Genomic DNA, 25,130 nt, shown 5'->3' with positions numbered 1-25,130 from the left:
ACTCAGCCAGGCTCATGCTCTTCTTCTTCATTGACCCGGTCGCGCAATTCCTTGCCGGGCTTGAAGTGAGGGACATACTTGCCTTCGAGGCTGACAGACTGACCCGTCTTAGGGTTGCGCCCTACGCGTGGAGCACGGTAGTGCAGCGAAAAACTGCCAAAGCCGCGGATCTCGATACGATCCCCGGTCGCCAGGCATTGCGACATCTGCTCAAGCATGGTCTTGATGGCCAACTCCACGTCCTTGGACGAGAGCAGCCCCTGATGGGTGACAATACGTTCGATCAGCTCCGACTTCGTCATATTTTTCCCTTCGTTATCAAGCAGCTAGATCATTGCTTAATCAGTTTGTAGCACGCCCCGAGGCGTTTGAACAGGGTGGTTCTTGACTTAATAAAAAAATTCAAGAACGCACCGTGACAGGCGCCCCTAGCATCGAGCCCAAGTCATACCCAGCAATCACCGAGCCCCCACGCCCACACCACAGAACGCCGGACAAAAACGCAGGCCAAAAAAAAGGGCGACCCGAGGGTCGCCCTTTTTACCGATCAAACAGAACTCAGTTCTGCTTGGCCATTGCTTCGCGCAGCAGCGCAGCCATGGTGGTATCGGCAGCCGCTTCCGGAGCGTTTTTCAGGCTCTGGATGGCTTCGCGCTCTTCAGCATCGTCCTTCGACTTGATGGACAGGCTGATGACGCGGGACTTGCGGTCGACGCTGATGATCTTGGCTTCGATCTCTTCGCCTTCCTTCAGCACGTTACGGGCGTCTTCAACGCGGTCACGGCTGATTTCGGAAGCCTTCAGAGTAGCTTCGATGTCGTCGGCCAGGGTCACGATAGCGCCCTTGGCGTCAACTTCCTTGACGATACCTTTGACGATAGCGCCCTTGTCGTTGATCGAAACGAAGTTGGAGAACGGATCGTCTTCGAGCTGCTTGATGCCCAGGGAGATGCGCTCGCGCTCTGGGTCAACCGACAGGATGACGGTTTCCAGCTCGTCGCCCTTCTTGAAGCGACGCACGGCTTCTTCGCCAGCTTCGTTCCAGGAAATGTCGGACAGGTGAACCAGACCGTCGATGCCGCCGTCCAGGCCGATGAAGATACCGAAGTCGGTGATCGACTTGATGGTACCGGTGATCTTGTCACCCTTGTTGAACTGGCCGGAGAAGTCTTCCCATGGGTTGGACTTGCACTGCTTGATGCCCAGGGAGATACGACGACGCTCTTCGTCGATGTCCAGAACCATGACTTCCACTTCGTCGCCAACCTGAACGACTTTCGACGGGTGGATGTTCTTGTTGGTCCAGTCCATTTCGGAGACGTGTACCAGGCCTTCAACGCCTTCTTCCAGCTCAGCGAAGCAGCCATAGTCGGTCAGGTTGGTGACGCGAGCCATGACGCGGGTGCTTTCTGGGTAACGGGCTTTGATGGCAACCCATGGGTCTTCGCCCAGTTGCTTCAGACCCAGCGAAACGCGGTTGCGCTCGCGATCGTACTTCAGGACCTTGACGTCGATCTCGTCGCCAACGTTGACGATTTCGGACGGGTGCTTGATACGCTTCCAGGCCATGTCGGTGATGTGCAGCAGACCATCGACGCCGCCCAGGTCAACGAACGCACCGTAGTCGGTGAGGTTCTTGACGATACCTTTGACCTGCTGGCCTTCCTGCAGCGATTCCAGCAGAGCTTCGCGCTCGGCGCTGTTTTCGGCTTCCAGGACGCTGCGACGGGAAACGACAACGTTGTTGCGCTTCTGGTCCAGCTTGATGACCTTGAATTCCAGCTCTTTGCCTTCGAGGTGGGTGGTGTCGCGCACTGGGCGGACATCAACCAGGGAGCCCGGCAGGAACGCACGGATGCCGTTAACGTCGACAGTGAAGCCGCCTTTAACCTTACCGTTGATAACGCCCTTGACCACTTCTTCAGCAGCGAAAGCAGCTTCCAGAACAATCCAGCACTCGGCGCGCTTGGCTTTTTCACGGGACAGCTTGGTTTCGCCGAAGCCGTCTTCGACCGCGTCCAGCGCAACGTGAACTTCGTCACCGACCTTGATGGTCAGTTCGCCAGTTTCGTTGTAGAACTGCTCGAGCGGGATGACACCCTCGGACTTCAGGCCAGCGTGTACGGTAACCCAGTCGCCGTCGATGTCGACAACGATACCGGTGATGATTGCACCCGGCTGAAGATTGAGGGTTTTCAGGCTTTCTTCAAAGAGTTCTGCAAAGCTTTCGCTCATTTTAATTCCTGTAGATTCGGGCGAAAAAAACGCCCATAGCCACATTCCAGACAATGTGGGTTTCGTTAAGTTAAGAAGCGCTGGCAGGACGTTGACTGGTGCCCCTGCCGACCCTCCTCTCCATCAGACCAAGTCGCGCAGGGCGAGCTCGCTTCTGATGCGTTGCAGCACCTGCTCGATGGACAACTCCGTGGAATCCAGCTGAATTGCATCGGCCGCCGGCTTGAGCGGGGCCACTGCTCGCTGGGTGTCGCGCTCATCACGCGCACGGATCTCATCTAGCAGACTCGACAGACTAACATCTTCGCCCTTGCCCTTCAACTGCAGGTAACGGCGACGAGCACGCTCCTCGGCACTGGCGGTGAGGAACACCTTGAGCGGCGCATCCGGAAACACCACCGTACCCATGTCACGGCCATCGGCGATCAGCCCGGGCGCCTCGCGGAAAGCCCGCTGGCGCTGCAGCAGCGCCTCGCGCACCGTCGGCAGCGAGGCGACCATCGAGGCGCCGGCACCAACGGTCTCGGTGCGGATGACGTTGCTGACATCCTCACCCTCGAGAATGATCTGTTGCAGCTTGCCCGGCTCGGCGGCGATGAACTGCACGTCCAGGTGGGCCGCCAGCGCCTTGAGCAGCTCTTCGTTGGTCAGGTCGACACCGTGGTTGCTGGCATTGAATGCCAGCAGGCGATACAACGCGCCGGAGTCGAGCAGACGCCAGCCCAGCTCCCGGGCCAGCAGCCCTGCGACCGTACCCTTGCCCGAGCCGCTTGGCCCGTCGATGGTGATGACCGGTGCTTGCGAATTCACGACTTACCCTCTTCGGCGACGCGGATGCCGACTTCCTTGCACAGGGCCAGGAAGTTGGGGAAGGAGGTCGCAACGTTGGCGCAGTCATGAATCACGATCGGCGCGCTGGCGCGCAGCGAGGCGATGCTGAAGGCCATGGCGATGCGATGGTCGCCGTGACCGTGCACTTCGCCGCCACCGATCTGGCCGCCGTCGATGATGATGCCGTCCGGGGTCGGCTCGCACTTCACACCCAGGGCAATCAGGCCGTCGGCCATCACCTGGATACGGTCGGACTCCTTGACCCGCAGCTCTTCGGCGCCACGCAGCACGGTGCGGCCTTCGGCGCAGGCCGCGGCGACGAACAGCACCGGGAACTCGTCGATGGCCAGCGGCACCAGGTGCTCGGGGATATCGATACCCTTGAGCTTGGCGCCGCGCACACGCAGGTCGGCCACTGGCTCGCCACCGACTTCACGTTGGTTTTCCAGGGTAATGTCGCCGCCCATCAGGCGCAGGATGTCGATGACCCCGGTGCGGGTCGGGTTGATGCCGACGTGCTCGAGCACCAGTTCGGAACCCTCGGCGATCGAAGCCGCCACCAGGAAGAACGCCGCGGAGGAAATATCCGCCGGCACCTCGATGCGGGTCGCGGTGAGCTTGCCACCCGACTGCAGCGAGGCGACCGGACCATTGGAGGCGACCGAGTAGCCAAAACCACGCAGCATGCGCTCGGTATGATCACGGGTCGGTGCTGGCTCGGTGACGGTGGTGGTGCCTTCGGCATACAGGCCAGCCAGCAGCAGGCAGGATTTGACCTGGGCACTGGCCATCGGCAGCGTGTAGTTCAGCGCCTTGAGCTTGTGGCCGCCACGAATGGTCAGCGGCGGACGACCCTCAGGACCGGTCTCGACCACCGCCCCCATTTCGCGCAGCGGATTGGCAACGCGGTTCATCGGGCGCTTGGACAGCGAGGCATCGCCGGTCATGGTGGTGTCGAACGACTGCGCCGCCAGCAGGCCGGACAGCAGACGCATCGAAGTGCCGGAATTGCCGACGTACAGCGGGCCGGGCGGTGGCTTCAGGCCGTGCAGGCCAACGCCATGGATGGTCACCCGACCATGGTGCGGGCCTTCGATGACCACGCCCATGTCACGGAACGCCTGCAGGGTGGCCAGGGCATCTTCGCCCTCGAGGAAGCCTTCGACCTCGGTGGTACCCTCGGCCAGCGAGCCGAGCATGATCGAGCGGTGGGAAATGGATTTGTCGCCCGGTACGCGGATCCGTCCGGACACGCGGCCACCCGGTTGGGCCAGGAAAATCAGATCGTTGGCGTTCATAGCGTCCACATAGGCCCGGCGGGCCAGGATTTTACTGAAATGCTCGCGGGCAACCCGGGCGCGGGTGAACACGCCCAGCAGTTGGTGCCCGTCCCCAGCATCGACCGCGTCGCGCAAGGCGTCGAGGTCGCTGCGAAATGTATCGAGTGTGCGCAGGACCGCTTCCCGGTTGGCGAGGAAGATGTCGTGCCACATGATCGGGTCGCTGCCGGCGATTCTTGTGAAATCGCGAAAGCCCCCCGCAGCGTACCGGAAGATCTCCAGGTTTTCATTGCGTTTGGCCAGCGAGTCGACCAGGCCAAAGGCCAGCAAGTGCGGCAGGTGGCTGGTGGCGGCCAGGACTTCGTCATGACGCTCCACCGGCATGTGCTCGACATCGGCGCCCAGCGCGCGCCAGAGGCGGTCGACCAGCAGCAGCGCTTGCGAGTCGGTTTCCGGCAGCGGCGTGAGGATCACCTTGTGCCGACGGAACAGCGCGGCGTTGGAAGCCTCCACGCCACTCTGCTCGGAACCGGCGATCGGGTGCCCCGGCACAAAGCGCGGCAGGCGCTCGGCGAACGTTTCGCGCGCCGCGCGCACGACGTTGCCCTTGGCGCTACCCACATCGGTGATCACCGCATCGCCCAGGTCGAGCTGGGCCAGGCGTGCCAGGACTTTCTCCATGGCCAGGATCGGCACCGCCAACTGGATGACATCGGCGCCAACACAGGCGGCGGCCAGGTCGGCCTCGCAGCGATCGACCACGCCCAGCACCACCGCCTGCTTGCGCGACTCGGCATCCAGATCGACCCCCACCACTTCGCGGCACAGGCCGCTTTCACGCAAGCCCTTGGCGAAGGAGCCGCCGATCAGACCGAGGCCGACCACGACCAGGCGACCGACAATCGGTGCGGATTTGTTTGTTACAGCATCAACCACGAGTGCAAACCCTGTTCAGAAATCTAGGCAATCTGCGAGACCCATTGGGGCTGCGTTGCAGCCCCGGCAATCTCAAATCAAAGCACCGCCTTTGGATAGGAACCCAGCACCTTCAGCGCCACGGCCTCCTGGCTGATCCGCTCCAGCACCGCCTTGATCAGCGGGTCGTGGTGGTGGCCGACGAAGTCGATGAAGAACACGTAGGTCCACTTGCCGCTGCGCGACGGACGCGTCTCGATGCGGGTCAGGTCGATACCGTTCTCGTGGAACGGCACCAGCAGTTCATGCAGCGCGCCTGGCTTGTTGCTCATGGAGACGATGATCGAGGTCTTGTCGTCGCCGGTCGGCGGCACTTCCTGGCTGCCAATCATCAAGAAGCGCGTGGAGTTGTCCGGACGGTCCTCGATCTTCTCGGCCAGACGGGTCAGGCCATACAGGTTGGCCGCCATGTCGCCGGCGATCGCCGCCGAGTTCCACTCGCCCTTGACCCGCTTGGCCGCCTCGGCGTTGCTCGACACCGCAACGCGCTCGACATTCGGGTAGTGGGCATCCAGCCACTTGCGGCACTGGGCCAGCGACTGGGCGTGGGAATAGATGCGGGTGATGCTGTCGGTCTTGGTGTTCTCGCCCACCAGCAGGTGATGGTGGATACGCAGCTCGACCTCGCCACAGATCACCATGTCGTGCTCGAGGAAGCTGTCCAGGGTGTGGCTGACCGCGCCCTCGGTGGAGTTTTCCACCGGCACCACGCCGAAGTTCACGGCACCGGCCGCCACTTCGCGGAACACCTCGTCGATGGCCGCCATCGGGCGGCTGACCACGGCATGGCCGAAGTGCTTCATCGCCGCGGCCTGGGTGAAGGTCCCCTCAGGGCCGAGGTAGGCCACTTTCAGGGGCTCCTCGAGGGCCAGGCACGATGACATGATTTCGCGGAACAGCCGCGCCATCTCTTCGTTGTCCAACGGGCCATTGTTGCGCTCCATCACCCGCTTGAGCACCGCAGCTTCGCGCTCAGGCCGGTAGAACACCGGGGCTTCGCCCTCGGCCAGCGATGCCGTCTTGACCTTGGCCACTTCCTGGGCGCAACGGGCGCGCTCGCTGATCAGCTCGAGGATCTTCTCGTCGAGGCTGTCGATACGCACACGCAGTGCCTTGAGTTCCTGATCGGACATCATCCATGCTCCTTTTCGAATACTTCCATGTAGTTAACCAGCGCCTCGACGGCCTCCAGGCCCAAGGCGTTATAAATCGAGGCACGCATGCCGCCAACCGAGCGGTGCCCCTTGAGGTTGAGCAGGCCACGGGCCTCGGCGCCGGCCAGGAAGGCCTTGTCCAGGCGCTCGTCGGCCAGGCGGAACGGCACGTTCATCCACGAACGGGCGTTGTGGCTGATCGGGTTGGTGTAGAACTCGCTGTTGTCGATGAAGCCGTACAGGCGGTCCTTCTTCGCGCGATTGCGCTGCTCCATGGCCTCGACGCCGCCCTGCTCCTTGAGCCACTCGAACACCAGGCCCGAGAGATACCAGGAGTAGGTGGCCGGGGTGTTGTACATCGAACCGTTGTCGGCCGAGATCTTGTAGTCGAGCATGGTCGGGCAGCTGCTGCGGGCACGGCCGAGCAGGTCTTCACGGATAATCACCACCACCAGGCCGCTAGGGCCGATGTTCTTCTGCGCGCCGGCGTAGATCATGCCGAACCGCGAGACATCGATCGGTCGCGAGAGGATGTCCGAAGACATATCGACCACCAGCGGCACGTCACCGGTCTCGGGCACCCAGTCGAACTGCAGGCCGCCGATGGTTTCGTTGGACGCATAGTGCAGGTAGGCGGCATTGCCGCTCAACTGCCATTCGTTCTGGCCCGGAATGGCCAGGTAGTCGTAGGGCTTGGCGCTGGCGGCGACGTTGACGTTGCCGAAGCGGCGCGCCTCTTCGATGGCTTTCTTCGACCAGATGCCGGTCTCGACGTAGTCGGCGGTGCCGTTTTCCGGCAGCAGGTTCAGCGGGATTTCAGCGAACTGCTGGCTGGCACCACCCTGCAGGAACAGCACCTTGTAGTTCGCGGGAACGGACAGCAGGTCGCGCAGGTCCTGCTCGGCCTTCTCGGCGATGGCCACGTAGTCGTCGCTGCGGTGGCTCATCTCCATCACCGACAGCCCCTTGCCACGCCAATCCAGCATTTCGGCCTGGGCACGCTGCAGGACAGCATCGGGAAGCGCGGCAGGGCCTGCGCAGAAGTTAAAGGCTCGTTTGCTCACATCCACTCTCGCTCTGCCAAATTGAACAAATCGTAACTTGCAGGCCCCGCCCGTCCCCTGTAGGAGCGGCCTTGTGTCGCGAAGGGCCGCAGCGCGGCCCCAGGGTTTCAGCGTGAAAGCAGAAATCGCCGGGGCTGCTGTGCAGCCCTTTCGCGACACAAGGCCGCTCCTACATGACGCGGGCGTTGCCTATTCCAATCAGTCAAACGGGGCGACCTTGGTCGCCCCGTTTGGGTTGTTGCTGCGCTTATTCCTGCGGTGCCTCTTCGGCGCCAGCGCTGTCCTCGTCCACCGCATCGAGCGGGGTGCCCTCCTCGTCCGTCTCGAGCAGTTCGTCGAGCTCTTCCTCGGATGGCTCCTGGACACGCTCCAGGCCGACCAGGGTTTCGTCGCTGGCCAGCTTGATCAGGGTCACGCCCTGGGTGTTGCGGCTCAGGCTGGAGACTTCACCGACCCGCGTGCGCACCAGCGTGCCCTGGTCGGAGATCAGCATGATCTCTTCACCTTCCTGCACCTGGATCGCACCGATCAGCAGGCCATTGCGCCCCTTGGTGCCCATGGCGATCACGCCCTGGCCGCCACGGCCGCGACGCGGGAACTTGGACAGCGGGGTGCGCTTGCCGAAGCCACGCTCGGAGGCGGTGAGGATCTGCGCGCCGGATTCCGGGATCAGCATGGAGATGATCTGCTGACCCTTGCCCAGCTTCATGCCACGCACGCCACGGGCGTTACGGCCCATTTCACGCACCACGCTCTCGGCGAAGCGAATCACCTTGCCGGCGTCGGAGAACATCATGACTTCCTTGGCACCATCGGTAATGGCCGCGGCGATCAAGGTGTCACCTTCCTTGAGCTTCAGGGCGATCAGGCCGTTGGAGCGTGGACGGGCGAACTGCACCAGCGGGGTCTTCTTCACGGTACCGGAGGCGGTGGCCATGAAGATGTAGGCGCCGGTCGGCTCGGCCAGCCACTCAGGAGTGTCGCCGTCTTCCTCGTCGATTTCCTCGACCTCGACCACTTCACCTTCGAGCACGGTGTCTTCCGCGTCCTCCAGCTCTTCGTCGGCGCCAGCGCTCTGCTGCAGGGCCTCCAGGTCGATCTGCAGCATGGCGGTGATGCGCTCGCCCTCTTCCAGCGGCAGCAGGTTGACCAGCGGGCGACCACGGGCGGCGCGGGAAGCCTCTGGAATTTCGTAGGTCTTCTTCCAGTACACCTTGCCCTTGCTGGAGAACAGCAACAGGGTGGCGTGGCTGTTGGCGACCAGCAGGTGCTCGATGTAGTCCTCGTCCTTCACGCCGGTAGCCGACTTGCCCTTGCCACCGCGGCGCTGGGCCTGGTAGGCGGACAGCGGCTGGGTTTTCGCGTAGCCGCCGTGGGAAATGGTCACCACGCGCTCTTCTTCCGGGATCATGTCGCCGTAGTTGAGGTCGTGGCTGGCATTGAGGATTTCGGTACGACGGGCATCGCCATATTCGGCGCGGATCGCCTCCAGCTCCTCGCGGATCACTTCCATCAGGCGCTCGGCGCTGCTGAGGATGCGGATCAACTCGCCGATCTGGGCGAGGATTTCCTGGTACTCGGCCAGCAGCTTCTCGTGCTCCAGGCCGGTCAGGCGGTGCAGGCGCAGGTCGAGGATTGCCTGGGCCTGTTCCGGCGACAGGTAATACTTGCCTTCGCGCAGGCCATACTGCTCCGGCAGGTCTTCCGGGCGGCAGGATTCAGCACCGGCACGCTCGACCATCACCTGCACGGCGCTGGATTCCCAGGCAGTGCTGATCAGCGCTTCCTTGGCCTCGGACGGCGTCGGCGAAGCCTTGATCAGGGCGATGACCGGGTCGATGTTGGACAGCGCGACCGCCTGGCCTTCGAGGATATGCCCACGCTCGCGGGCCTTGCGCAGCTCGAACACGGTGCGGCGGGTCACCACTTCGCGGCGGTGACGAACGAACGCCTCGAGCAGGTCCTTGAGGTTCAGCAGGCGCGGACGGCCGTCGATCAGGGCGACGATGTTGATACCGAACACGCTCTGCAGCTGGGTCTGCTGGTAGAGGTTGTTGAGCACCACCTCCGGCACCTCGCCGCGACGCAGCTCGATGACGATGCGCATGCCGTCCTTGTCGGACTCGTCGCGCAGCTCGGTGATGCCTTCGATCTTCTTCTCTTTGACCAGCTCGGCGATCTTCTCGATCAACCGCGCCTTGTTCAGCTGGTACGGCAGTTCGGTGACGACGATCTGCTGGCGACCACCGACCTTGTCGATGTCTTCGATTTCCGAGCGGGCACGCATATAGATGCGGCCACGGCCGGTGCGATAAGCCTCGATGATGCCTTGGCGACCGTTGATCAGGCCGGCGGTCGGGAAGTCCGGCCCCGGGATGAACTGCATCAGTTCATCGACCGTGATGTCGGAATTGTCGATCAGCGCCAGGCAGCCGTCGATCACCTCGCCGAGGTTGTGCGGCGGGATGTTGGTGGCCATGCCCACGGCGATACCGCTGGAGCCGTTAACCAGCAGGTTGGGGATCTTGGTCGGCATGACCGCCGGGATCTGCTCGGTGCCGTCGTAGTTGGGCACCCAGTCGACGGTCTCTTTGTGCAGGTCGGCCAGCAGTTCATGGGCCAGCTTGGCCATGCGCACCTCGGTGTATCGCATGGCCGCGGCGTTGTCGCCGTCCACCGAACCGAAGTTGCCCTGGCCATCGACCAGCAGGTAGCGCAGCGAGAATGGCTGGGCCATGCGCACGATGGTGTCGTACACGGCGGTGTCGCCGTGCGGGTGGTACTTACCGATCACGTCACCGACCACACGGGCGGATTTCTTGTACGGCTTGTTCCAGTCGTTGCCCAGTTCGCTCATCGCATACAGAACGCGACGATGCACGGGCTTCAAGCCATCACGCGCATCGGGCAGCGCTCGCCCGACAATAACGCTCATCGCGTAGTCGAGGTAAGACTGTCTCAGTTCGTCTTCGATATTGACCGGGAGGATTTCTTTGGCCAGTTCGCCCATGAGAAGCCTGATTCCTTTTTCTGGTGAAACTTCGCTTGGTCCCTCGTAGGACGAACGAAGCTCGCCGCCGCAGCGCAATTGGGGTGCGACGACTTACGACAAATCAATGAGTTGTGCCATGGATCTGCGCAATGAAGGCCGCGCTAAAGAGCGGCCTTGGAAACTGCCGGATGGTATCACAAACGCCGCGCGCATGGGAGATATGGCAGGTTGCCGTACCGCACCATCCGCTTGGATGGCAAAACGCCTCAGTGGAGGCGTTTGCGGCACATCAACTGGGCGATTTTTGCTGTGTCCGGGCGCTCGACCACGCCCTTTTCGGTGACGATCACGTCGATCAGGTCGGCTGGCGTGACATCGACCACCGGGTTGTAGGCCTCGACATCAGCAGTCACCTGGATCCCGGACACCTCCAGCAGCTCTTCCTCGCCGCGGGTCTCCAGCGGGATATCCTCGCCGGTGGGCAGATTCAGATCGATACTGCTGCTCGGCGCCACCACCATGAAACGCAGCCCGTGGTGCATGGCCGCCACCGCCACCTGGTAGGTGCCGATCTTCGCCGCCACATCGCCATTGGCGGCAATGCAGTCGGCGCCGACCACCACCCAGGTGATGCCCTTGGTCTTCATCAGGTGCCCGGCCGCCGCGTCGGCGACCACGGTCACCGGCACACCGTCGGCGGCCAGCTCCCAGGCGGTCAGGCGCGAACCCTGCAGCCACGGCCGCGACTCACAGGCATAGACCTGCTCGACCATGCCCTCCAAGGTGGCGGCGCGGATCACCCCCAGGGCGGTACCGAAGCCGCCGGTGGCCAGGGCTCCGGCGTTACCGTGGGTGAGCAGGGCCTGCTCGCTGCCCTGGTGCCTGCGGATCTGTTCGACACCGAACTGGGCCATGGTCAGGTTGGCCTCGCGATCACTTTGGTGAATCGCTACAGCCTCGGCCTCCATCACCTTCAGCACGTCTTCATCCGGGCGCAGGCGCTGCAGGCGCTCACGCATGCGGTTGAGCGCCCAGAACAGGTTGGCCGGGGTGGGTCGAGCCTCGCCAAGCATCATGTAGTCTTCTTCGAGGCTCTCTTCCCAGCCGTCGCCTTCAGCCAGGCGACGGCGCAGCGCCAGCACCAGGCCATAGGCGGCGCAGATGCCGATCGCCGGAGCGCCACGCACGGCCATGTCGCTGATCGCCTCAGCCACCTCGGCCGCCTCGGTGCAGGCCAGCCAGCATTGCTCAAGCGGCAGCAGGCGCTGGTCGAGCAGGTGCAGCACGCCGTCGCGCCACTCGATGCCCGTCACCGTCTCCGCCGCCATCAGTTGCTCGCGCATCGCCTCTCCCCGTCGCCCTGGCATCAAAAGCCGGCGATTATAGCGACCCTCAGCCACGGACGCTCGGGTATACTGCGCCTTTAGCCGAACCGAACCAGGTAGATGCCTCGCATGCCCAGCGCCCCTCCCCTCCTCGACCTGCTGCTCGTACCGGCCTGGCTGGTCCCCGTGGAGCCGGCGGGCGTGGTCTTGCAAGGCCATGCGCTGGGTATCCGCGACGGCCAGATCGCCTGGCTTGGCCCGCGCGAGCGCGCCCCGCAGGCCAAGGCCGTGCGCGAACTGCCGGACTGCCTGCTCACGCCCGGGCTGATCAACGCCCACGGGCACGCGGCCATGGCCCTGTTCCGCGGCCTGGCCGACGATCTGCCACTGATGACCTGGCTCAAGGAGCACATCTGGCCGGCCGAAGGTCGCTGGGTCGACGAGGCCTTCGTGCGCGACGGCACCGACCTGGCCATCGCCGAACAGCTCAAGGGCGGCATCACCTGCTTTGCCGACATGTACTTCTTCCCCCGCGCGGCTTGCGAGCGGATACAACGCAGCGGTATACGCGCCCAGGTCGCCGTGCCGCTGCTGGATTTCCCGATCCCCGGCGCGCGCACTCCGGACGAAGCCCTGCACCAGGCCATCGAGCTGTTCGACGAACTGCGCCACCAGCCGCGCATCAGCGTCGCTCTTGGCCCGCATGCGCCGTACACGGTCAGTGACGCCAACCTGGAAAAGATCCGCATTATCGCCGACCAGCTCGACGCCCCGCTGCACATGCATATCCACGAAACGGCCGGCGAAGTCGAGCAGGCCCTCAAGGACAACGCCGAGCGCCCGCTGGCGCGCCTGGCCCGCCTGGGTTTGCTGGGGCCGAACCTGCAGGCGGTGCACATGACCCAGGTCAGCGACGACGACCTGGCCCTGCTGGTAGAAAGCAACACCAGCGTGATCCACTGCCCCGAATCCAACCTCAAGCTGGCCAGCGGTTTCTGCCCGGTGGAGCGCCTGTGGCAGGCCGGGGTCAACGTTGCCGTCGGCACCGACGGCGCAGCCAGCAACAACGACCTCGACCTGCTCGGCGAAACCCGCACCGCCGCCCTGCTGGCCAAGGCGGTGGCAGGCTCGGCCACCGCCCTGGACGCCCACCGCGCGCTGCGCATGGCCACGTTCAATGGCGCCCGGGCGCTGGGGCTGGAGGCGATCACCGGCTCGCTCGAAGTAGGCAAGGCCGCCGACCTGGCCGCCTTCGACCTGTCGGGGCTGGCGCAGCAACCGGTGCACGACCCGGTCTCGCAACTGATCTACGCCACCGGTCGCGACTGCGTGAAGGATGTCTGGGTCGCCGGGCAGCAACTGGTCGAGGACCGCCGCCTGACACAGATGGACGAAGCCGCGCTGGCCGCCAACGCCCGCGCCTGGGGAGCCCGCATCGGCGGGCGCAACGAATGAACGACCGGCCGCCACGGCTGCCGGCCCGCGACACTATTTATCGAAGATTCAGAGGACTGTTCCCATGAGCAACGTCGACCACGCCGAAATCGCCAAGTTCGAAGCCCTGGCCCACCGCTGGTGGGACCGCGAGAGCGAGTTCAAGCCGCTGCACGACATCAACCCGCTGCGGGTCAACTGGATTGACGAGCGCGTCGGCCTGGCCGGCAAGAAGGTGCTGGACGTCGGCTGCGGCGGCGGCATCCTCAGCGAGGCGATGGCCCAGCGTGGCGCCACCGTCACCGGCATCGACATGGGCGAGGCACCGCTGGCGGTGGCCCAGTTGCACCAGCTGGAGTCCGGCGTTGCGGTGGAATACCGGCAGATCACCGCCGAAGCCCTGGCCGAAGAGATGCCCGGCCAGTTCGACGTGGTCACCTGCCTGGAAATGCTCGAGCACGTACCCGACCCTTCCTCGGTGATTCGCGCCTGCTATCGCATGGTCAAGCCCGGCGGCCAGGTGTTCTTCTCGACCATCAACCGCAACCCCAAGGCCTACCTGCTGGCGATCATCGGCGCCGAATACGTGCTGAAGATGCTGCCGCGCGGCACCCACGACTTCAAGAAGTTCATCCGCCCCTCCGAGCTGGGCGCCTGGAGCCGTGCCGCAGGCCTCGAGGTCAAGGACATCATCGGCCTGACCTACAACCCGCTGACCAAGCACTACAAGCTGTGCAACGACGTCGACGTCAACTACATGATCCAGACCCTGCGCGAGGAATGAGCATGCGCCTGCGAGCAGTACTCTTCGACATGGACGGCACCCTGCTGGACACGGCGCCGGACTTCATCGCCATCTGCCAGGCGATGCTCGCCGATCGCGGCCTGCCAGCCATCGACGACGCGCGCATCCGCGAGGTGATTTCCGGCGGTGCCCGGGCGATGGTCGCCGCGACCTTCGCCATGGACCCCGAGGCCGAAGGTTTCGAGGCCCTGCGCCTGGAATTCCTCGAACGCTACCAGCGCGACTGCGCGGTGCACAGCAAGCTGTTCGACGGCATGCCGGAGCTGCTCGCCGACATCGAGAAAGGCAACCTGCTATGGGGCGTGGTCACCAACAAGCCTGTGCGCTTCGCCGAGCCGATCATGCAACGCCTGGGCCTGGCCGAGCGCTCGGCGCTGCTGATCTGCCCGGACCACGTGAAGAACAGCAAGCCCGACCCCGAGCCGCTGATCCTGGCGTGCAAGACCCTCGACCTGGACCCGGCCAGCGTCTTGTTCGTCGGTGACGACCTGCGCGATATCGAGTCCGGCCGCGATGCCGGCACCCGCACCGCCGCGGTGCGCTATGGCTACATTCATCCCGAGGACAACCCCAACCACTGGGGCGCCGACGTGGTGGTGGACCACCCGCTGGAACTGCGCAAGGTGATCGACAGCGCACTGTGCGGCTGCTGATTTCAAGTCGCAAGCGTCAAGCTGCAAGCCTCAAGAAAGAGCAGCTCCAACACTGATACGCTTTCTCTTGTAGCTTACCGCTTGTAGCTTGCAGCTCATATCCAAGGACAGACCTATGTTCGACTACACCGCCCGCCCCGACCTGCTCAAGGGTCGGGTCATCCTGGTCACCGGCGCCGGCCGCGGCATCGGCGCCGCCGCCGCCAAGGCCTACGCCGCCCTCGGCGCCACCGTGCTGCTGCTGGGCAAGACCGAGGCCAACCTCAATGAGGTCTACGACCAGATCGAGGCCGCCGGCCACCCGCAGCCGGTGGTGATCCCGTTCAACCTGGAAACCGCCCTGCCCCACCAGTACGACGAGCTGGCGGTGATGATCGAGGAGCAGTTCGGACGCCTAGACGGGCTGCTCAACAACGCCTCGATCATTGGCCCGCGCACGCCGCTGGAGCAGCTGTCGGGCGACAACTTCATGCGCGTGATGCACATCAACGTCGATGCCACCTTCATGCTCACCAGCACCTTGCTACCGCTGCTCAAGCTGTCGGAAGACGCCTCGGTGGTGTTCACCTCCAGCAGCGTCGGCCGCAAGGGCCGGGCCTACTGGGGCGCCTATGGCGTGTCGAAGTTCGCCACCGAGGGCCTGATGCAGACTCTCGCCGACGAACTCGAAGGCGTGGCGCCGGTGCGCTCCAACAGCATCAACCCGGGCGCCACGCGCACCGCGATGCGCGCCCAGGCGTACCCGAGCGAGAACCCGCAGAACAACCCGCTGCCCGAAGAGATCATGCCGGTGTACCTGTTCCTGATGGGGCCGGACAGCAAGGGTGTGAACGGGCAGGCGCTGAACGCGCAGTAACGCCCCATTCGCCGGCAATCCGGCTCCTACGCAACCTTGCAGGAGCCGGCTCGCCGGCGAGCCGCCTCAGCCCGCCGCCAGTGCCGGGCGCAGCCGCCCTGGCTGACGCCCTTCAAGCTGCATGCAGCGTTCCAGGAACAGGAACATGCAGTCGTAGCTCTTGCAGATCGCCCGACGCAGCTCGGTCCGCAGCCCCAGCGTGGGGTTCTCGCCCGCCAGGGTACAGATGATCTCCAGCGCCTCCCACGGATGAGCATCGTCGTACTGGGCGTGCATCTTCAGCCACTTCATCGCGCGCTTGCGGGTATCCTCGGGGAAGCCCTGGGCGTAGGTGTCATCGGCGCAGACCACCGCCGACCATTCGCCGGTCGCCCCTTCGATGGCATAGTTGGTGGCCGCCATGGCGATGGCCAGCGACTCGGTGGCGCATACGCGCCAGCACCAGTCGTTAAGGCCGTTGAGCTCCGGCGGCACCTCCTGGGCCTGCAACTCGTGCAGGTGGATGCCATGGGCCTGGCACCAGTGCACCCAATAGTCGGCGTGGTTGAGCTCGACGCGGATGTTGCGCATCAGCCAGCGTCGTGCCATGTCCTCGCCCGGGTGGCGGGCATAGCGGGTCTTGGTGAGGTTATGGGCCATGTACAAGGAGAATTGCTCGACCACCGGCCAGCCCCCGATCAGGTACTGGCGTATGGTCGACTGCTTGAGCTGGCCATCACGCAGACGCTGGTAGAACTCATGCTCCACCACGCGGAGTTTGCTCTGGCGACAATCCTCGATAAGTTGCTGGGCCCAATCTGGATAACTGGCCGGATCCATCAATGGTCCGATCCGTACGAACGCGTCAATCACTGTCAGCTCCTTGATTCCCTGTGATTTCCGGGCGTTGTTCAGCGAAAGGTCCCCGGTGCCCGGTGCAAAAGGGGCCTCGCGGCAATCCGTTGGCGCTGCAGGCTGTCGCAGGTGAAGACCTGCGGGCGTTCGATGAGGTATCCCTGGGCGTAGTCCACGCCGATCTCTTGCAAAGCCTGCTCGATCAACGGCGTTTCGACGAACTCGGCGATGGTCCGCTTACCCATGACGTGGCCGATGTGGTTGATCACTTCGACCATCGCCCGGTTGATCGGGTCGTCGAGCATGTCCTTGACGAAACTTCCGTCGATCTTCAGGAAGTCTACAGGCAAATGCTTCAAATAGGCGAATGACGACATCCCGGCGCAGAAGTCGTCGAGCGAGAACCGACAGCCCAATCCCTTCAATTCATTGATGAAGCGAATCGCACTGCCAAGATTGGCGATGGCGCTGGTTTCGGTAATTTCGAAGCAGATCAACCGCGGCGGGATATCGAACTCGCCAAACAGCCGCTGCAGGTACTCGAGGAACTTGTCGTCGCCGATGCTCGAACCCGACAAATTGATCGCGCACATTGCCAGCGGCCCTGCGCGGCCTTCATCCAGGCACTGACGGATGGTCTGGAACACGTTGCGCACCACCCAGCGGTCGAGGGCAGTCATCAGGCCGTAGCGCTCGGCCGCCGGAATGAAGCTGTCGGGCAGGATGGTGCGCCCGCTTTCGTCGTGCAGGCGCAGCAGGATCTCGATATGGCCGGGCCCTTCGTGCAACTGCAACGGCGCGATCTCCTGGGCGTAGAGGCAGAAACGGTTCTCCTCGAGCGCCACATGCAGGCGCTGGATCCAGGCCATTTCACCGAAGCGCATGGACAGCTCGCTGTCGTCGGCGTGGTAAACCTGCACGCGGTTACGCCCCTTCTCCTTGGCCATGTAGCAGGCCATGTCGGCGGCCCGCAGCGACGCCTCCAGGGTGGTCGGCACCTGGGCGATGTGCACCAGGCCGATACTGACGGTGGTGACGAAAGGCCGCCCCTTCCAGACGAAATGCAGGCTCTGCACCGCCTGACGCAACTGCTCGGCGATGCGCTCGGCTTGCTCCGACGGGCAGTTTTCCAGTAGCACGCCAAACTCGTCGCCGCCCAGCCGGGCCAAGGTGTCGCCTTCGCGCAAGCCCGACTGCAATACCGCGCAGATGTGTCGCAGCAGCTCGTCGCCAGCAGCATGGCCGCTGGTGTCGTTGACCAGCTTGAACTGATCGAGGTCGAGAAACATCAGCGAATGGCGCCCGGCCTGGCGCGCCAGGCCGTTGAGCGCCAGCTCCAGGCGGTATTCGAACTCGCGACGGTTGGCCAGGCCGGTGAGCGCGTCATGGGTGGCCTGCCAGGACAGGTTGGCGATGTACTGGCGCTCCTGGGTCATGTCGTGCAGCACCACGACGATACCACTGAGCTGCCCTTCGGTGAGGATCGGCGAGCCGACCAGGTTCACCGATACCGTGCTGCCGTCCAGGCGCTGGATCAGTCGGGCATGCTCGGCGCCGCCCTTGAGGCTGCCACTGCGCACCTGCTCGACCAGGGTGTGGCCGTCCTTCTCGGCGTTTTCATCGAGCAGGCTGAACAACGCCGCCAACGGCAAGCCCTGGGCCTGAGCCGCCTGCCAGTGGGTCAATTGCTCGGCGGCAGGGTTCATGTAGGCGATACAGCCATCGACATCGGTGGTGATCACCGCATCGCCGATCGATTCGAGGGTCACCTGGGCGCGCTCCTTTTCCGCCTGCAGCGCGCTGGCGAATGCCTGGCGCTGGGCCAGCAGCTTGCTCGAACGCAACCAGGCCATGGCAATGAGGAACAGTGCGGTAGCCAGGTTGGTGATCATCAGCACCTTGAGCAGCATCCGCGAGCCTTCGCCCAGGGCATCGCTGAACGCCTTGGCCGCAGGCGTCACCCCATCGTTGATGACCACGATGCGCGCCCGCCAGTTGGCCACCTGGCGCGCGTCGACCGCGCCGGTGGCGAAGCCTGCGCGCATCTCGTCGGCCAGCCTATCGAGCTGGCGCAGGTAGTCGTCGCCGATATCCCAGTAATGAATGGCGGTTTCCATGTAGCTGATATGGCGGAAGTTGCGATAGAACCAGATGATCCGGGCGACATCGTCGGGATGGTTGCCGCCCTGCAGGATGCCGCGACGGGCGGCCGCCAGGTCCGGCTCGGGGCGGTCCAGGGCCAGGCGCAGGTCGAAATCGCCCTGGGGCACGAGGATGGCGCGGCGGTAGCGGGCGTAGGTTAGCGGGTCGCGGTCATCGGCATAGAGGTTGAGGTAATAGATGGCGTCTTTCTGCGCCTTGGACCACAGGCTTTCACCCGCCACATAGGCGCGCACGGCGGACAACGCGTAGAGACTCAGGCTGCCCAGCAGTACCTGGAACAGCACAACGGCGACGAAGGGCCAGATGATACCCAGCAGCCTTGGCGCTTCGAGAGTCCGATTTCCCTTCATGTAATCCCTGTCACGGCGGCAGATAAGGCACGAATCGACCTAGACAAAGCACAGCGTAGGCCATTTGCCATGAAGGAGCGACAAGCGACAAGCCCCAAGCGGCAAGAAAAGTGCGCTGACTTCAACTTGCCGCTTGCAGCTCGAAGCTTGAGGCAGCTTTTCAGGTTTGCTGCAGGTGACCGTAAAGCTTGGCGTAAAGCCCGCCCTCGGCGATCAGTTGCTGATGGTCGCCGTCCTCGGCCACATGGCCGCCATCGAACACCAGCACGCGGTCTGCCTGCTTCACCGCCGACAGCCGGTGGGCGATGATCAGCGTGGTACGGCCACTGAGGAAGCGCGCCAGGGCCTGGTGCAGGTTGTACTCGGTGGCGGCATCCAGCGCCGAGGTCGCCTCGTCGAGGATCACCACCTTTGGCTCGGCCAGCACCATCCTGGCGATCGCCAGGCGCTGGCGCTGGCCACCTGACAGGCGCACGCCGGAGCGCCCGACCACGCTGTCCAGGCCCTGGGGCAGCGCGGCGATGGTGGCGTCCAGCTGGGCGATGCGCAGCGCCTGCCAGCAGGCGTCGTCGCTGCAGTCACGACCCATGGCCAGGTTGGCGCGCACGCTGTCGTTGAACAGCGACGGCTGCTGCAGCACCACCGCGACATTTTCGCGCAGGGTCTCCAGGCCGATCTCCTGCAGGCTGGCGCCACCGAAGCGGATGGTCCCGGCCTGGGCGCCATACAGACCCAGCAGCAACTGCACCAGGGTGCTCTTGCCACCGCCACTGGCACCGACGATGGCGACCTTCTCGCCCGGCGCGATAGTCAGGTTGAGTTGGTCGAGCACCGGCTCGTCGGCATAGGCGAAACGCAGGTCGCGCACCTCGATACCGACCGTGGCGCGCCCGGCGAACGGGTCGGCGGCCGCCGGATACTGCGGTTCGTCGGCCCGCGCCAGCAGCTCGTTCAAGCGGCTCAGCGCGCCGCCGGCGGCGTAGTAGGCATATTGCAGGTTGAGCAACTGCTCCACCGGGCCGATCATGAACCACAAGTAGCTGAACACCGCGAGCATCTGGCCGATGGACAGGTCGGAGAACAGCACGGTGAGCATGGCCGCGGCGCGGAAGATATCGATACCGAACTGGAACAACAGCCCGCTGGCACGACCACTGGCGTCGCTCTTCCACTGCGAAGCCACCGCGAAATCGCGCACTTCCCGGGCCCGCAGCCCCAGGCGCCCGAGGAAATAACCCTGGCGGTTGCTGGCGCGGATTTCCTGGATTGCATCCAGGGTTTCCGACAATGCCTGGGTGAACCGCGCGGTGCTGTCGTTCTCGAGCTTTTTCAGGTGCTTGACGCGCTTGCCCAACTGCACGGTGAAGTAGATCACCAGCGGGTTGAACAGCAGGATCAGCAGCGCCAGCTGCCAATGCATCCAGATCAGGATCGCAGCGGTGCCGGTAAGGGTGAGCACCGCCACCAGGAAGCGGCTGAGGGTCTCACCGACGAACTTGTCGAGCGTGTCCAGGTCGGTGACCAGGTGAGTGGTCACCGTGCCACTGCCCAGGCTTTCGTATTCCTTGAGGGAAATGCGCTTGAGCCGCTCGATCAGGCGGATGCGCAAGCGGTAGACGATATCCTTGGCCAAACCGGCGAACAGCTTGGCCTGCACCACGTTGAACGCCAGCGCGGCCAGGCGCAGACCCAGGGTGGCGCACAGCATCAGGCCGATATAGCCCGCCGCCACCTGCCAGCCCGCGGGCAGGAAATTGTTCATCCACTGCAGCGCGGTGTCGCCATGGCCGAGCAGTACTTCGTCGACCAGCAGCGGCAGCAGCAACGGGATCGGTACGCTGCACAGGGCGGCGAGCACGGCCACCAGGTTGGCGGTCCACAGGGCTTTTTTGTGGTGCAGGGCCAGGCGGCGGATCTCCACCCAGCTCAGGCGATCGGGCACAGCGGGGGACTTCCCTGGCGCAGGGTCTGGCGACCCGGGCAGATCAAGCACAGGCGGCCTGCTGCAGCCAGCGGCCGAGCAAGGGTTGCAGGCTGTCCAGCGGCTGGTAGCCATTGGTCAGCAGGGCCAGTTGGCCATTGCGCTCGGCCAGCAAGGTGGGGAAGCCGGCGATGCCCAGGTCCTGCACCCAGGCGAAATCGGCACTGGTGGCGACACGGGTGTCAGGGAGCGTGAAGCGCTGGGAGAACTGCTCGCGGTCGAAGCCGGCCTGCTCGGCCAGCTCCACCAGTTGCGGGGCGCGGGTGACATCCACGCCCTGCGCGTAGAACGACGCCTGGATCAGCTTGAGCAAACGCCACATACCCTGCGCGTCCATCTCGCGCGCGGTCACCAGCGCGCGGCAGGCCGGCTCGGTGTCATAGACGAAGCCGGCGGGCATCGCCCCGTCGAAGCGGAACCCCTGCCCGGTGGCGTCATGCACGGCCTGCCAGTGCTCGAGGATGTACTTGCGCGTCGAGGCGTCCAAGGCGCTGCCACCGCTGCGCAGGCCACCCGGCACCAGACGGGTCTCGACCCCGGCCGCACGGGCCTGGGCGATCAGCGCCTCGGCTACCGGGGCGAAACCCCAGCACCAGGAGCACATCGGGTCCATCACATAGAGCAGGCGTGCGGACATGCATCAGGCCTCGGCTTTGTAGTTGTAACCGATCGGGTGTGGCAGGTTGCGCGCCTTGGCCAACTCGATCTGCTTCTGCCGATCCATGGCGCTGCGGCGGGTCTTCTCGCTGAGGCTGTCCCAGCAGTGTGGGCAACTCACGCCTGGCGAATAGTGCTCGGACTCGCGGTCCTTGGCATCGACCGGGTGGCGGCAGGCGTGGCACTGGTCGTACTCGCCCTCGCTGAGGTCGTGACGCACGGTGACCCGATTGTCGAACACGAAGCAGTCGCCGTCCCAGAGGCTTTCTTCCTGGGGGACTTCCTCAAAATATTTCAGCACCCCACCCTTGAGATGATAGACGGCTTCGAAGCCTTCACCGAGCATGTAGCTGGAGGCTTTTTCGCAACGGATGCCGCCGGTGCAGAACATCGCGACCTTCTTGTGCTTGCTCGGGTCGAAGTTGGCCTTGATGTAGTCGGGGAACTCGCGGAAGGTCTCGGTCTTCGGATCGACGGCGCCCTTGAAGGTGCCGATGGCCACTTCGTAGTCGTTGCGGGTGTCGATCAGCAACACTTCCGGGTCGCTGATCAGGGCGTTCCAGTCCTTGGGCTCGACATAGGTGCCGACGGCCTTGTTCGGGTCGACGCCGGGCACGCCCAGGGTGACGATCTCTTTCTTGAGCTTGACCTTGGTGCGGTAGAACGGCTGTTCGTCGCAATACGACTCTTTATGGTCGACGTCCACCAAACGTGGGTCGGTGCGCAGCCAGGCCAACAGCGCGTCGATGCCTTCGCGGGTGGCCGAGACGGTGCCGTTGATACCTTCGTTGGCCAGCAGCAGGGTGCCTTTGACGCCGTTGTCGAGCATGGCCTTGAGCAGCGGCTCGCGTAGTTCGACGTAGTCTTCGAGGGTGACGAACTTGTACAGCGCCGCCACGACGATCGGTTGAGTCATGAAGCTGAATCTCCAGGTGGTTGCCCTCGTAAGGGGCGGACCGGGTTTGACATAAAAAGCATGGGGGCGCGTTGCGCCCCTTTCGCGGCACAAGGCCGCTCCTACAGGGGGAATGCGTATTCCTGCAGGAGCGGCCTTGTGCCGCGAAAGGGCCGCAACGCGGCCCCCGGATTTTGCGCAATTGTACCAGAACGACGGAAAGGATTCAGTGCCCGCCGCCGGCGCACACCGGCGAGGCTGGCGCGGCGCCGACTGCCGCCCACTCTCCGGGCGTGTAGGTGTGAATCGCCAGGGCATGAATCTCGCCCATCAGCTCACCCATGGTGGCGTAGACCTTCTGGTGGCGCTTGACGCTGTTCAGCCCGGCGAACTGCTCGCTGACCAGCACCGCCTTGTAGTGCGTTTCCTGGCCACGGCTGTGCATATGGCTTTCGTTGTGCACTTCAAGGTGCTGGTCGCCCAAGGGCGCCAGCTGCTGTTCGATGCGTTGCTGCATGCTCATCGCGTCAGGCTCACTTCTTCGCCGGGGCGGCGGCCTTGCCGGCGCTCGGGTCGAGTTCCTTGGTCATGTCCTCGAGCAGCTTGTTGACCACCGGCACCGCCGGTTCCAGGCTCTGCTGGGTCAGTTGGGCCGACTGCTGGGTGACCTTGGGCATTTCGCGCAGGACTTTCTTGCCCAGCGGCGACTCGTAGAACTTGACCAGGTCGTTCAGCTCGGCCTCGGTGAAGGTCGCGGTGTACAGGTTGACCATCTGCGGCTTGAGTTTCTTCCAGCCGATGGCGTTGTCCAGGGCTGCGTTAGCCTTGGCCTGGTAGCTGTCGAGCACGGTTTTCTTGGAGGCCGGGGCCTTGGTCTGCTCGAAACGCTGGGCGAACATCTGCTGGACCTGCATGTACACCGGGGTGCCCAGCTTGTCGGCATTGGCCAGGGTCAGGAATTTCTCGGCGGCAGCATTGTGGGCTGGAGTGGCTGCGAGTACCTGGCCGCTGGCGCAAACCAGGGCAACGGCGGCACAGAGGGCACGGAGACGGGTCATTGCATTTCCTTCAAGAGAGGGAGGCGGATACCTCAGGGTAGAGCATTCTGCGCCGTGATGGCGAAGTGCTCAAGTGGCACGACGAGCGATGGAACCGCTGTGTCGAATCAGGGCCTAAACTGCGGTTTCGAACTACCAAAGGAGTGAGCGCAGCATGAGCCGTATCGAGACAGACAGCCTGGGCCCGGTCGAAGTTCCAGAGGACGCCTACTGGGGGGCGCAGACCCAGCGTTCGCTGATCAACTTCGCCATCGGCAAGGAGCGCATGCCGCTGGCGGTGCTGCACGCCCTGGCGCTGGTCAAGAAAGCCGCTGCCCGGGTCAACGACCGCAACGGCGATTTGCCCGCCGATATCGCCCGGCTGATCGAGCAGGCCGCCGACGAAGTGCTCGACGGCGAGCACGACACCCAGTTCCCGCTGGTGGTCTGGCAGACCGGCAGCGGCACCCAGAGCAACATGAACGTCAACGAGGTGATCGCCGGGCGCGCCAACGAGCTGGCTGGCAAGGGCCGTGGCGGCAAGGCGCCGGTGCACCCCAACGATCACGTCAACCGTTCGCAGAGTTCCAACGACTGCTTCCCCACCGCCATGCACATCGCCGCCGCCCAGGCCGTGCACAGCCAGCTGCTGCCGGCGATCGCCGAGCTGTCCGCGGGGCTGGCCGAGCTGTCGGCGCGCCACATGCACCTGGTCAAGACCGGGCGCACGCACATGATGGACGCAACGCCCATCACCTTCGGCCAGGAGGTCTCGGCCTTCGTCGCCCAGCTCGACTACGCCCAGCGCGCCATCCGCGCGACCTTGCCGGCGGTGTGCGAACTGGCCCAGGGTGGCACGGCGGTGGGCACCGGGCTGAACGCCCCACACGGCTTCGCCGAAGCGATTGCCGCGGAACTGGCCGCGCTCTCCGGCCTGCCGTTCGTCACCGCGCCGAACAAGTTCGCCGCCCTCGCCGGCCACGAACCGCTGACCAGCCTGGCCGGGGCGCTGAAGACCCTGGCCGTGGCGCTGATGAAGATCGCCAACGACCTGCGTCTGCTGGGCTCCGGCCCGCGTGCGGGGATTGCCGAGGTCCGCCTGCCAGCCAACGAGCCGGGCAGCTCGATCATGCCCGGCAAGGTCAACCCGACCCAGTGCGAGGCCTTGTCGATGCTGGCCTGCCAGGTGCTGGGCAACGACGCGGCGATCGGCTTCGCCGCCAGCCAGGGGCATCTGCAGTTGAACGTGTTCAAACCGGTGATCATCCACAACCTGCTGCAGTCGATCGAGCTGCTGGCCGATGGCTGTCGCAACTTCCAGCAGCACTGCGTGGCCGGCATCGAGCCGGACGCCGAGCAGATGGCCGCGCACCTGGAGCGGGGGCTGATGCTGGTGACCGCGCTGAACCCGCACATCGGTTATGACAAGGCGGCGGAAATCGCCAAGAAGGCCTACAGCGAGGGCAAGACCCTGCGCGAGGCGGCGTTGCAGTTGAAGTACCTGACCAACGAGCAGTTCGACCAGTGGGTGCGGCCAGATAACATGCTGGCGCCCGGCGGCAAAGGTTGACTCATCACCTGTAGGAGCGGCCTTGTGCCGCGAATGGGC

At 64.3% G+C, this 25,130-nt stretch carries 20 protein-coding genes; 5 read left to right on the top strand and 15 right to left on the bottom strand.

The genetic code is table 11. From position 1 onward, the window contains the following. Nucleotides 1–2: 2 nt before the first annotated feature. The 8 genes from ihfB to mtnA all read right to left on the bottom strand — a co-directional run bounded on the left by ihfB (nucleotide 3) and on the right by mtnA (nucleotide 11,874). The gene (ihfB, locus tag ACODS5_RS18135; RefSeq protein ID WP_134689244.1) at nucleotides 3–302 is read right to left on the bottom strand and encodes an integration host factor subunit beta; all 300 of its coding nucleotides are present in this window, start codon (nucleotides 300–302) and stop codon (nucleotides 3–5) included. A 256-nt stretch (nucleotides 303–558) separates the two neighbouring features. Next, entirely contained in the window at nucleotides 559–2,235 is a 1,677-nt protein-coding gene (gene rpsA / locus ACODS5_RS18130; protein WP_134689584.1) for a 30S ribosomal protein S1, read from the bottom strand. Between the two features lie 123 nt (nucleotides 2,236–2,358). After that, nucleotides 2,359–3,045, bottom strand: a complete 687-nt coding sequence (gene cmk, locus ACODS5_RS18125) for a (d)CMP kinase (RefSeq protein ID WP_489109318.1) — start codon at nucleotides 3,043–3,045, stop codon at nucleotides 2,359–2,361. Then, nucleotides 3,042–5,282 carry a bifunctional prephenate dehydrogenase/3-phosphoshikimate 1-carboxyvinyltransferase gene (locus ACODS5_RS18120; protein WP_489109317.1) on the bottom strand — a complete coding sequence of 747 codons (2,241 nt, stop codon included), beginning with the start codon at nucleotides 5,280–5,282 and terminating at the stop codon, nucleotides 3,042–3,044. The genes cmk and ACODS5_RS18120 overlap by 4 nt, the downstream gene beginning before the upstream one ends. A 77-nt stretch (nucleotides 5,283–5,359) precedes the next feature. Next, nucleotides 5,360–6,454, bottom strand: coding sequence for a prephenate dehydratase (gene pheA / locus ACODS5_RS18115; RefSeq protein WP_134689246.1), 1,095 nt, complete (start codon nucleotides 6,452–6,454; stop codon nucleotides 5,360–5,362). Continuing rightward, entirely contained in the window at nucleotides 6,454–7,539 is a 1,086-nt protein-coding gene (gene serC / locus ACODS5_RS18110) for a 3-phosphoserine/phosphohydroxythreonine transaminase (protein WP_489109316.1), read from the bottom strand. The genes pheA and serC overlap by 1 nt, the downstream gene beginning before the upstream one ends. Nucleotides 7,540–7,786: 247 nt before the next feature. Next, on the bottom strand, nucleotides 7,787–10,549 hold the full coding sequence (gene gyrA, locus ACODS5_RS18105; RefSeq protein ID WP_134689248.1) for a DNA gyrase subunit A: 2,763 nt from the start codon (nucleotides 10,547–10,549) through the stop codon (nucleotides 7,787–7,789). A 248-nt stretch (nucleotides 10,550–10,797) separates the two neighbouring features. Beyond that, nucleotides 10,798–11,874 carry an S-methyl-5-thioribose-1-phosphate isomerase gene (mtnA, locus tag ACODS5_RS18100; protein ID WP_489109315.1) on the bottom strand — a complete coding sequence of 359 codons (1,077 nt, stop codon included), beginning with the start codon at nucleotides 11,872–11,874 and terminating at the stop codon, nucleotides 10,798–10,800. A gap of 111 nt (nucleotides 11,875–11,985) precedes the next feature. Here mtnA and ACODS5_RS18095 point away from each other — a divergent pair, with 111 nt between their 5' ends. The 4 genes from ACODS5_RS18095 to ACODS5_RS18080 all read left to right on the top strand — a co-directional run bounded on the left by ACODS5_RS18095 (nucleotide 11,986) and on the right by ACODS5_RS18080 (nucleotide 15,604). Next, complete coding sequence (locus ACODS5_RS18095) at nucleotides 11,986–13,311, top strand: TRZ/ATZ family hydrolase (RefSeq protein WP_489109314.1); 1,326 nt, start codon at nucleotides 11,986–11,988, stop codon at nucleotides 13,309–13,311. A 64-nt stretch (nucleotides 13,312–13,375) separates the two neighbouring features. Next, the gene (gene ubiG / locus ACODS5_RS18090) at nucleotides 13,376–14,074 is read left to right on the top strand and encodes a bifunctional 2-polyprenyl-6-hydroxyphenol methylase/3-demethylubiquinol 3-O-methyltransferase UbiG (RefSeq protein WP_023630595.1); all 699 of its coding nucleotides are present in this window, start codon (nucleotides 13,376–13,378) and stop codon (nucleotides 14,072–14,074) included. A 2-nt stretch (nucleotides 14,075–14,076) separates the two neighbouring features. Beyond that, nucleotides 14,077–14,748 carry an N-acetylmuramic acid 6-phosphate phosphatase MupP gene (gene mupP, locus ACODS5_RS18085; protein WP_134689251.1) on the top strand — a complete coding sequence of 224 codons (672 nt, stop codon included), beginning with the start codon at nucleotides 14,077–14,079 and terminating at the stop codon, nucleotides 14,746–14,748. 115 nt (nucleotides 14,749–14,863) lie between these two features. Beyond that, entirely contained in the window at nucleotides 14,864–15,604 is a 741-nt protein-coding gene (locus ACODS5_RS18080) for a YciK family oxidoreductase (RefSeq protein WP_489109313.1), read from the top strand. 66 nt (nucleotides 15,605–15,670) lie between these two features. Here ACODS5_RS18080 and ACODS5_RS18075 read toward each other — a convergent pair whose 3' ends face one another. From ACODS5_RS18075 to ACODS5_RS18045, 7 genes are all read right to left on the bottom strand, one after another. Next, nucleotides 15,671–16,456, bottom strand: a complete 786-nt coding sequence (locus tag ACODS5_RS18075) for an iron-containing redox enzyme family protein (protein WP_489109312.1) — start codon at nucleotides 16,454–16,456, stop codon at nucleotides 15,671–15,673. Between the two features lie 38 nt (nucleotides 16,457–16,494). Continuing rightward, nucleotides 16,495–18,951: an EAL domain-containing protein gene (locus ACODS5_RS18070; RefSeq protein WP_134689254.1), complete on the bottom strand. Its 2,457-nt coding sequence runs from the start codon at nucleotides 18,949–18,951 to the stop codon at nucleotides 16,495–16,497. A 160-nt stretch (nucleotides 18,952–19,111) separates the two neighbouring features. Next, the gene (locus tag ACODS5_RS18065; RefSeq protein WP_134689255.1) at nucleotides 19,112–20,944 is read right to left on the bottom strand and encodes an ABC transporter ATP-binding protein; all 1,833 of its coding nucleotides are present in this window, start codon (nucleotides 20,942–20,944) and stop codon (nucleotides 19,112–19,114) included. After that, the gene (locus tag ACODS5_RS18060) at nucleotides 20,937–21,569 is read right to left on the bottom strand and encodes a DsbA family protein (protein WP_489109311.1); all 633 of its coding nucleotides are present in this window, start codon (nucleotides 21,567–21,569) and stop codon (nucleotides 20,937–20,939) included. The genes ACODS5_RS18065 and ACODS5_RS18060 overlap by 8 nt, the downstream gene beginning before the upstream one ends. Nucleotides 21,570–21,572: 3 nt before the next feature. After that, complete coding sequence (gene trhO / locus ACODS5_RS18055) at nucleotides 21,573–22,505, bottom strand: oxygen-dependent tRNA uridine(34) hydroxylase TrhO (protein ID WP_489109310.1); 933 nt, start codon at nucleotides 22,503–22,505, stop codon at nucleotides 21,573–21,575. A gap of 205 nt (nucleotides 22,506–22,710) precedes the next feature. Beyond that, nucleotides 22,711–23,007 carry a BolA family protein gene (locus ACODS5_RS18050; protein ID WP_489109309.1) on the bottom strand — a complete coding sequence of 99 codons (297 nt, stop codon included), beginning with the start codon at nucleotides 23,005–23,007 and terminating at the stop codon, nucleotides 22,711–22,713. 10 nt (nucleotides 23,008–23,017) lie between these two features. After that, on the bottom strand, nucleotides 23,018–23,542 hold the full coding sequence (locus ACODS5_RS18045) for a DUF2059 domain-containing protein (RefSeq protein WP_134689260.1): 525 nt from the start codon (nucleotides 23,540–23,542) through the stop codon (nucleotides 23,018–23,020). Nucleotides 23,543–23,696: 154 nt separating this feature from the next. Between ACODS5_RS18045 and ACODS5_RS18040 the strand changes: the two genes are divergently transcribed. Next, the gene (locus tag ACODS5_RS18040) at nucleotides 23,697–25,091 is read left to right on the top strand and encodes a class II fumarate hydratase (RefSeq protein ID WP_489109308.1); all 1,395 of its coding nucleotides are present in this window, start codon (nucleotides 23,697–23,699) and stop codon (nucleotides 25,089–25,091) included. Nucleotides 25,092–25,130: the final 39 nt, after the last annotated feature.

Source organism: Pseudomonas sp. FG47, assembly GCF_057809115.1.
This window is presented reverse-complemented; position numbering and strand designations above follow the sequence as displayed.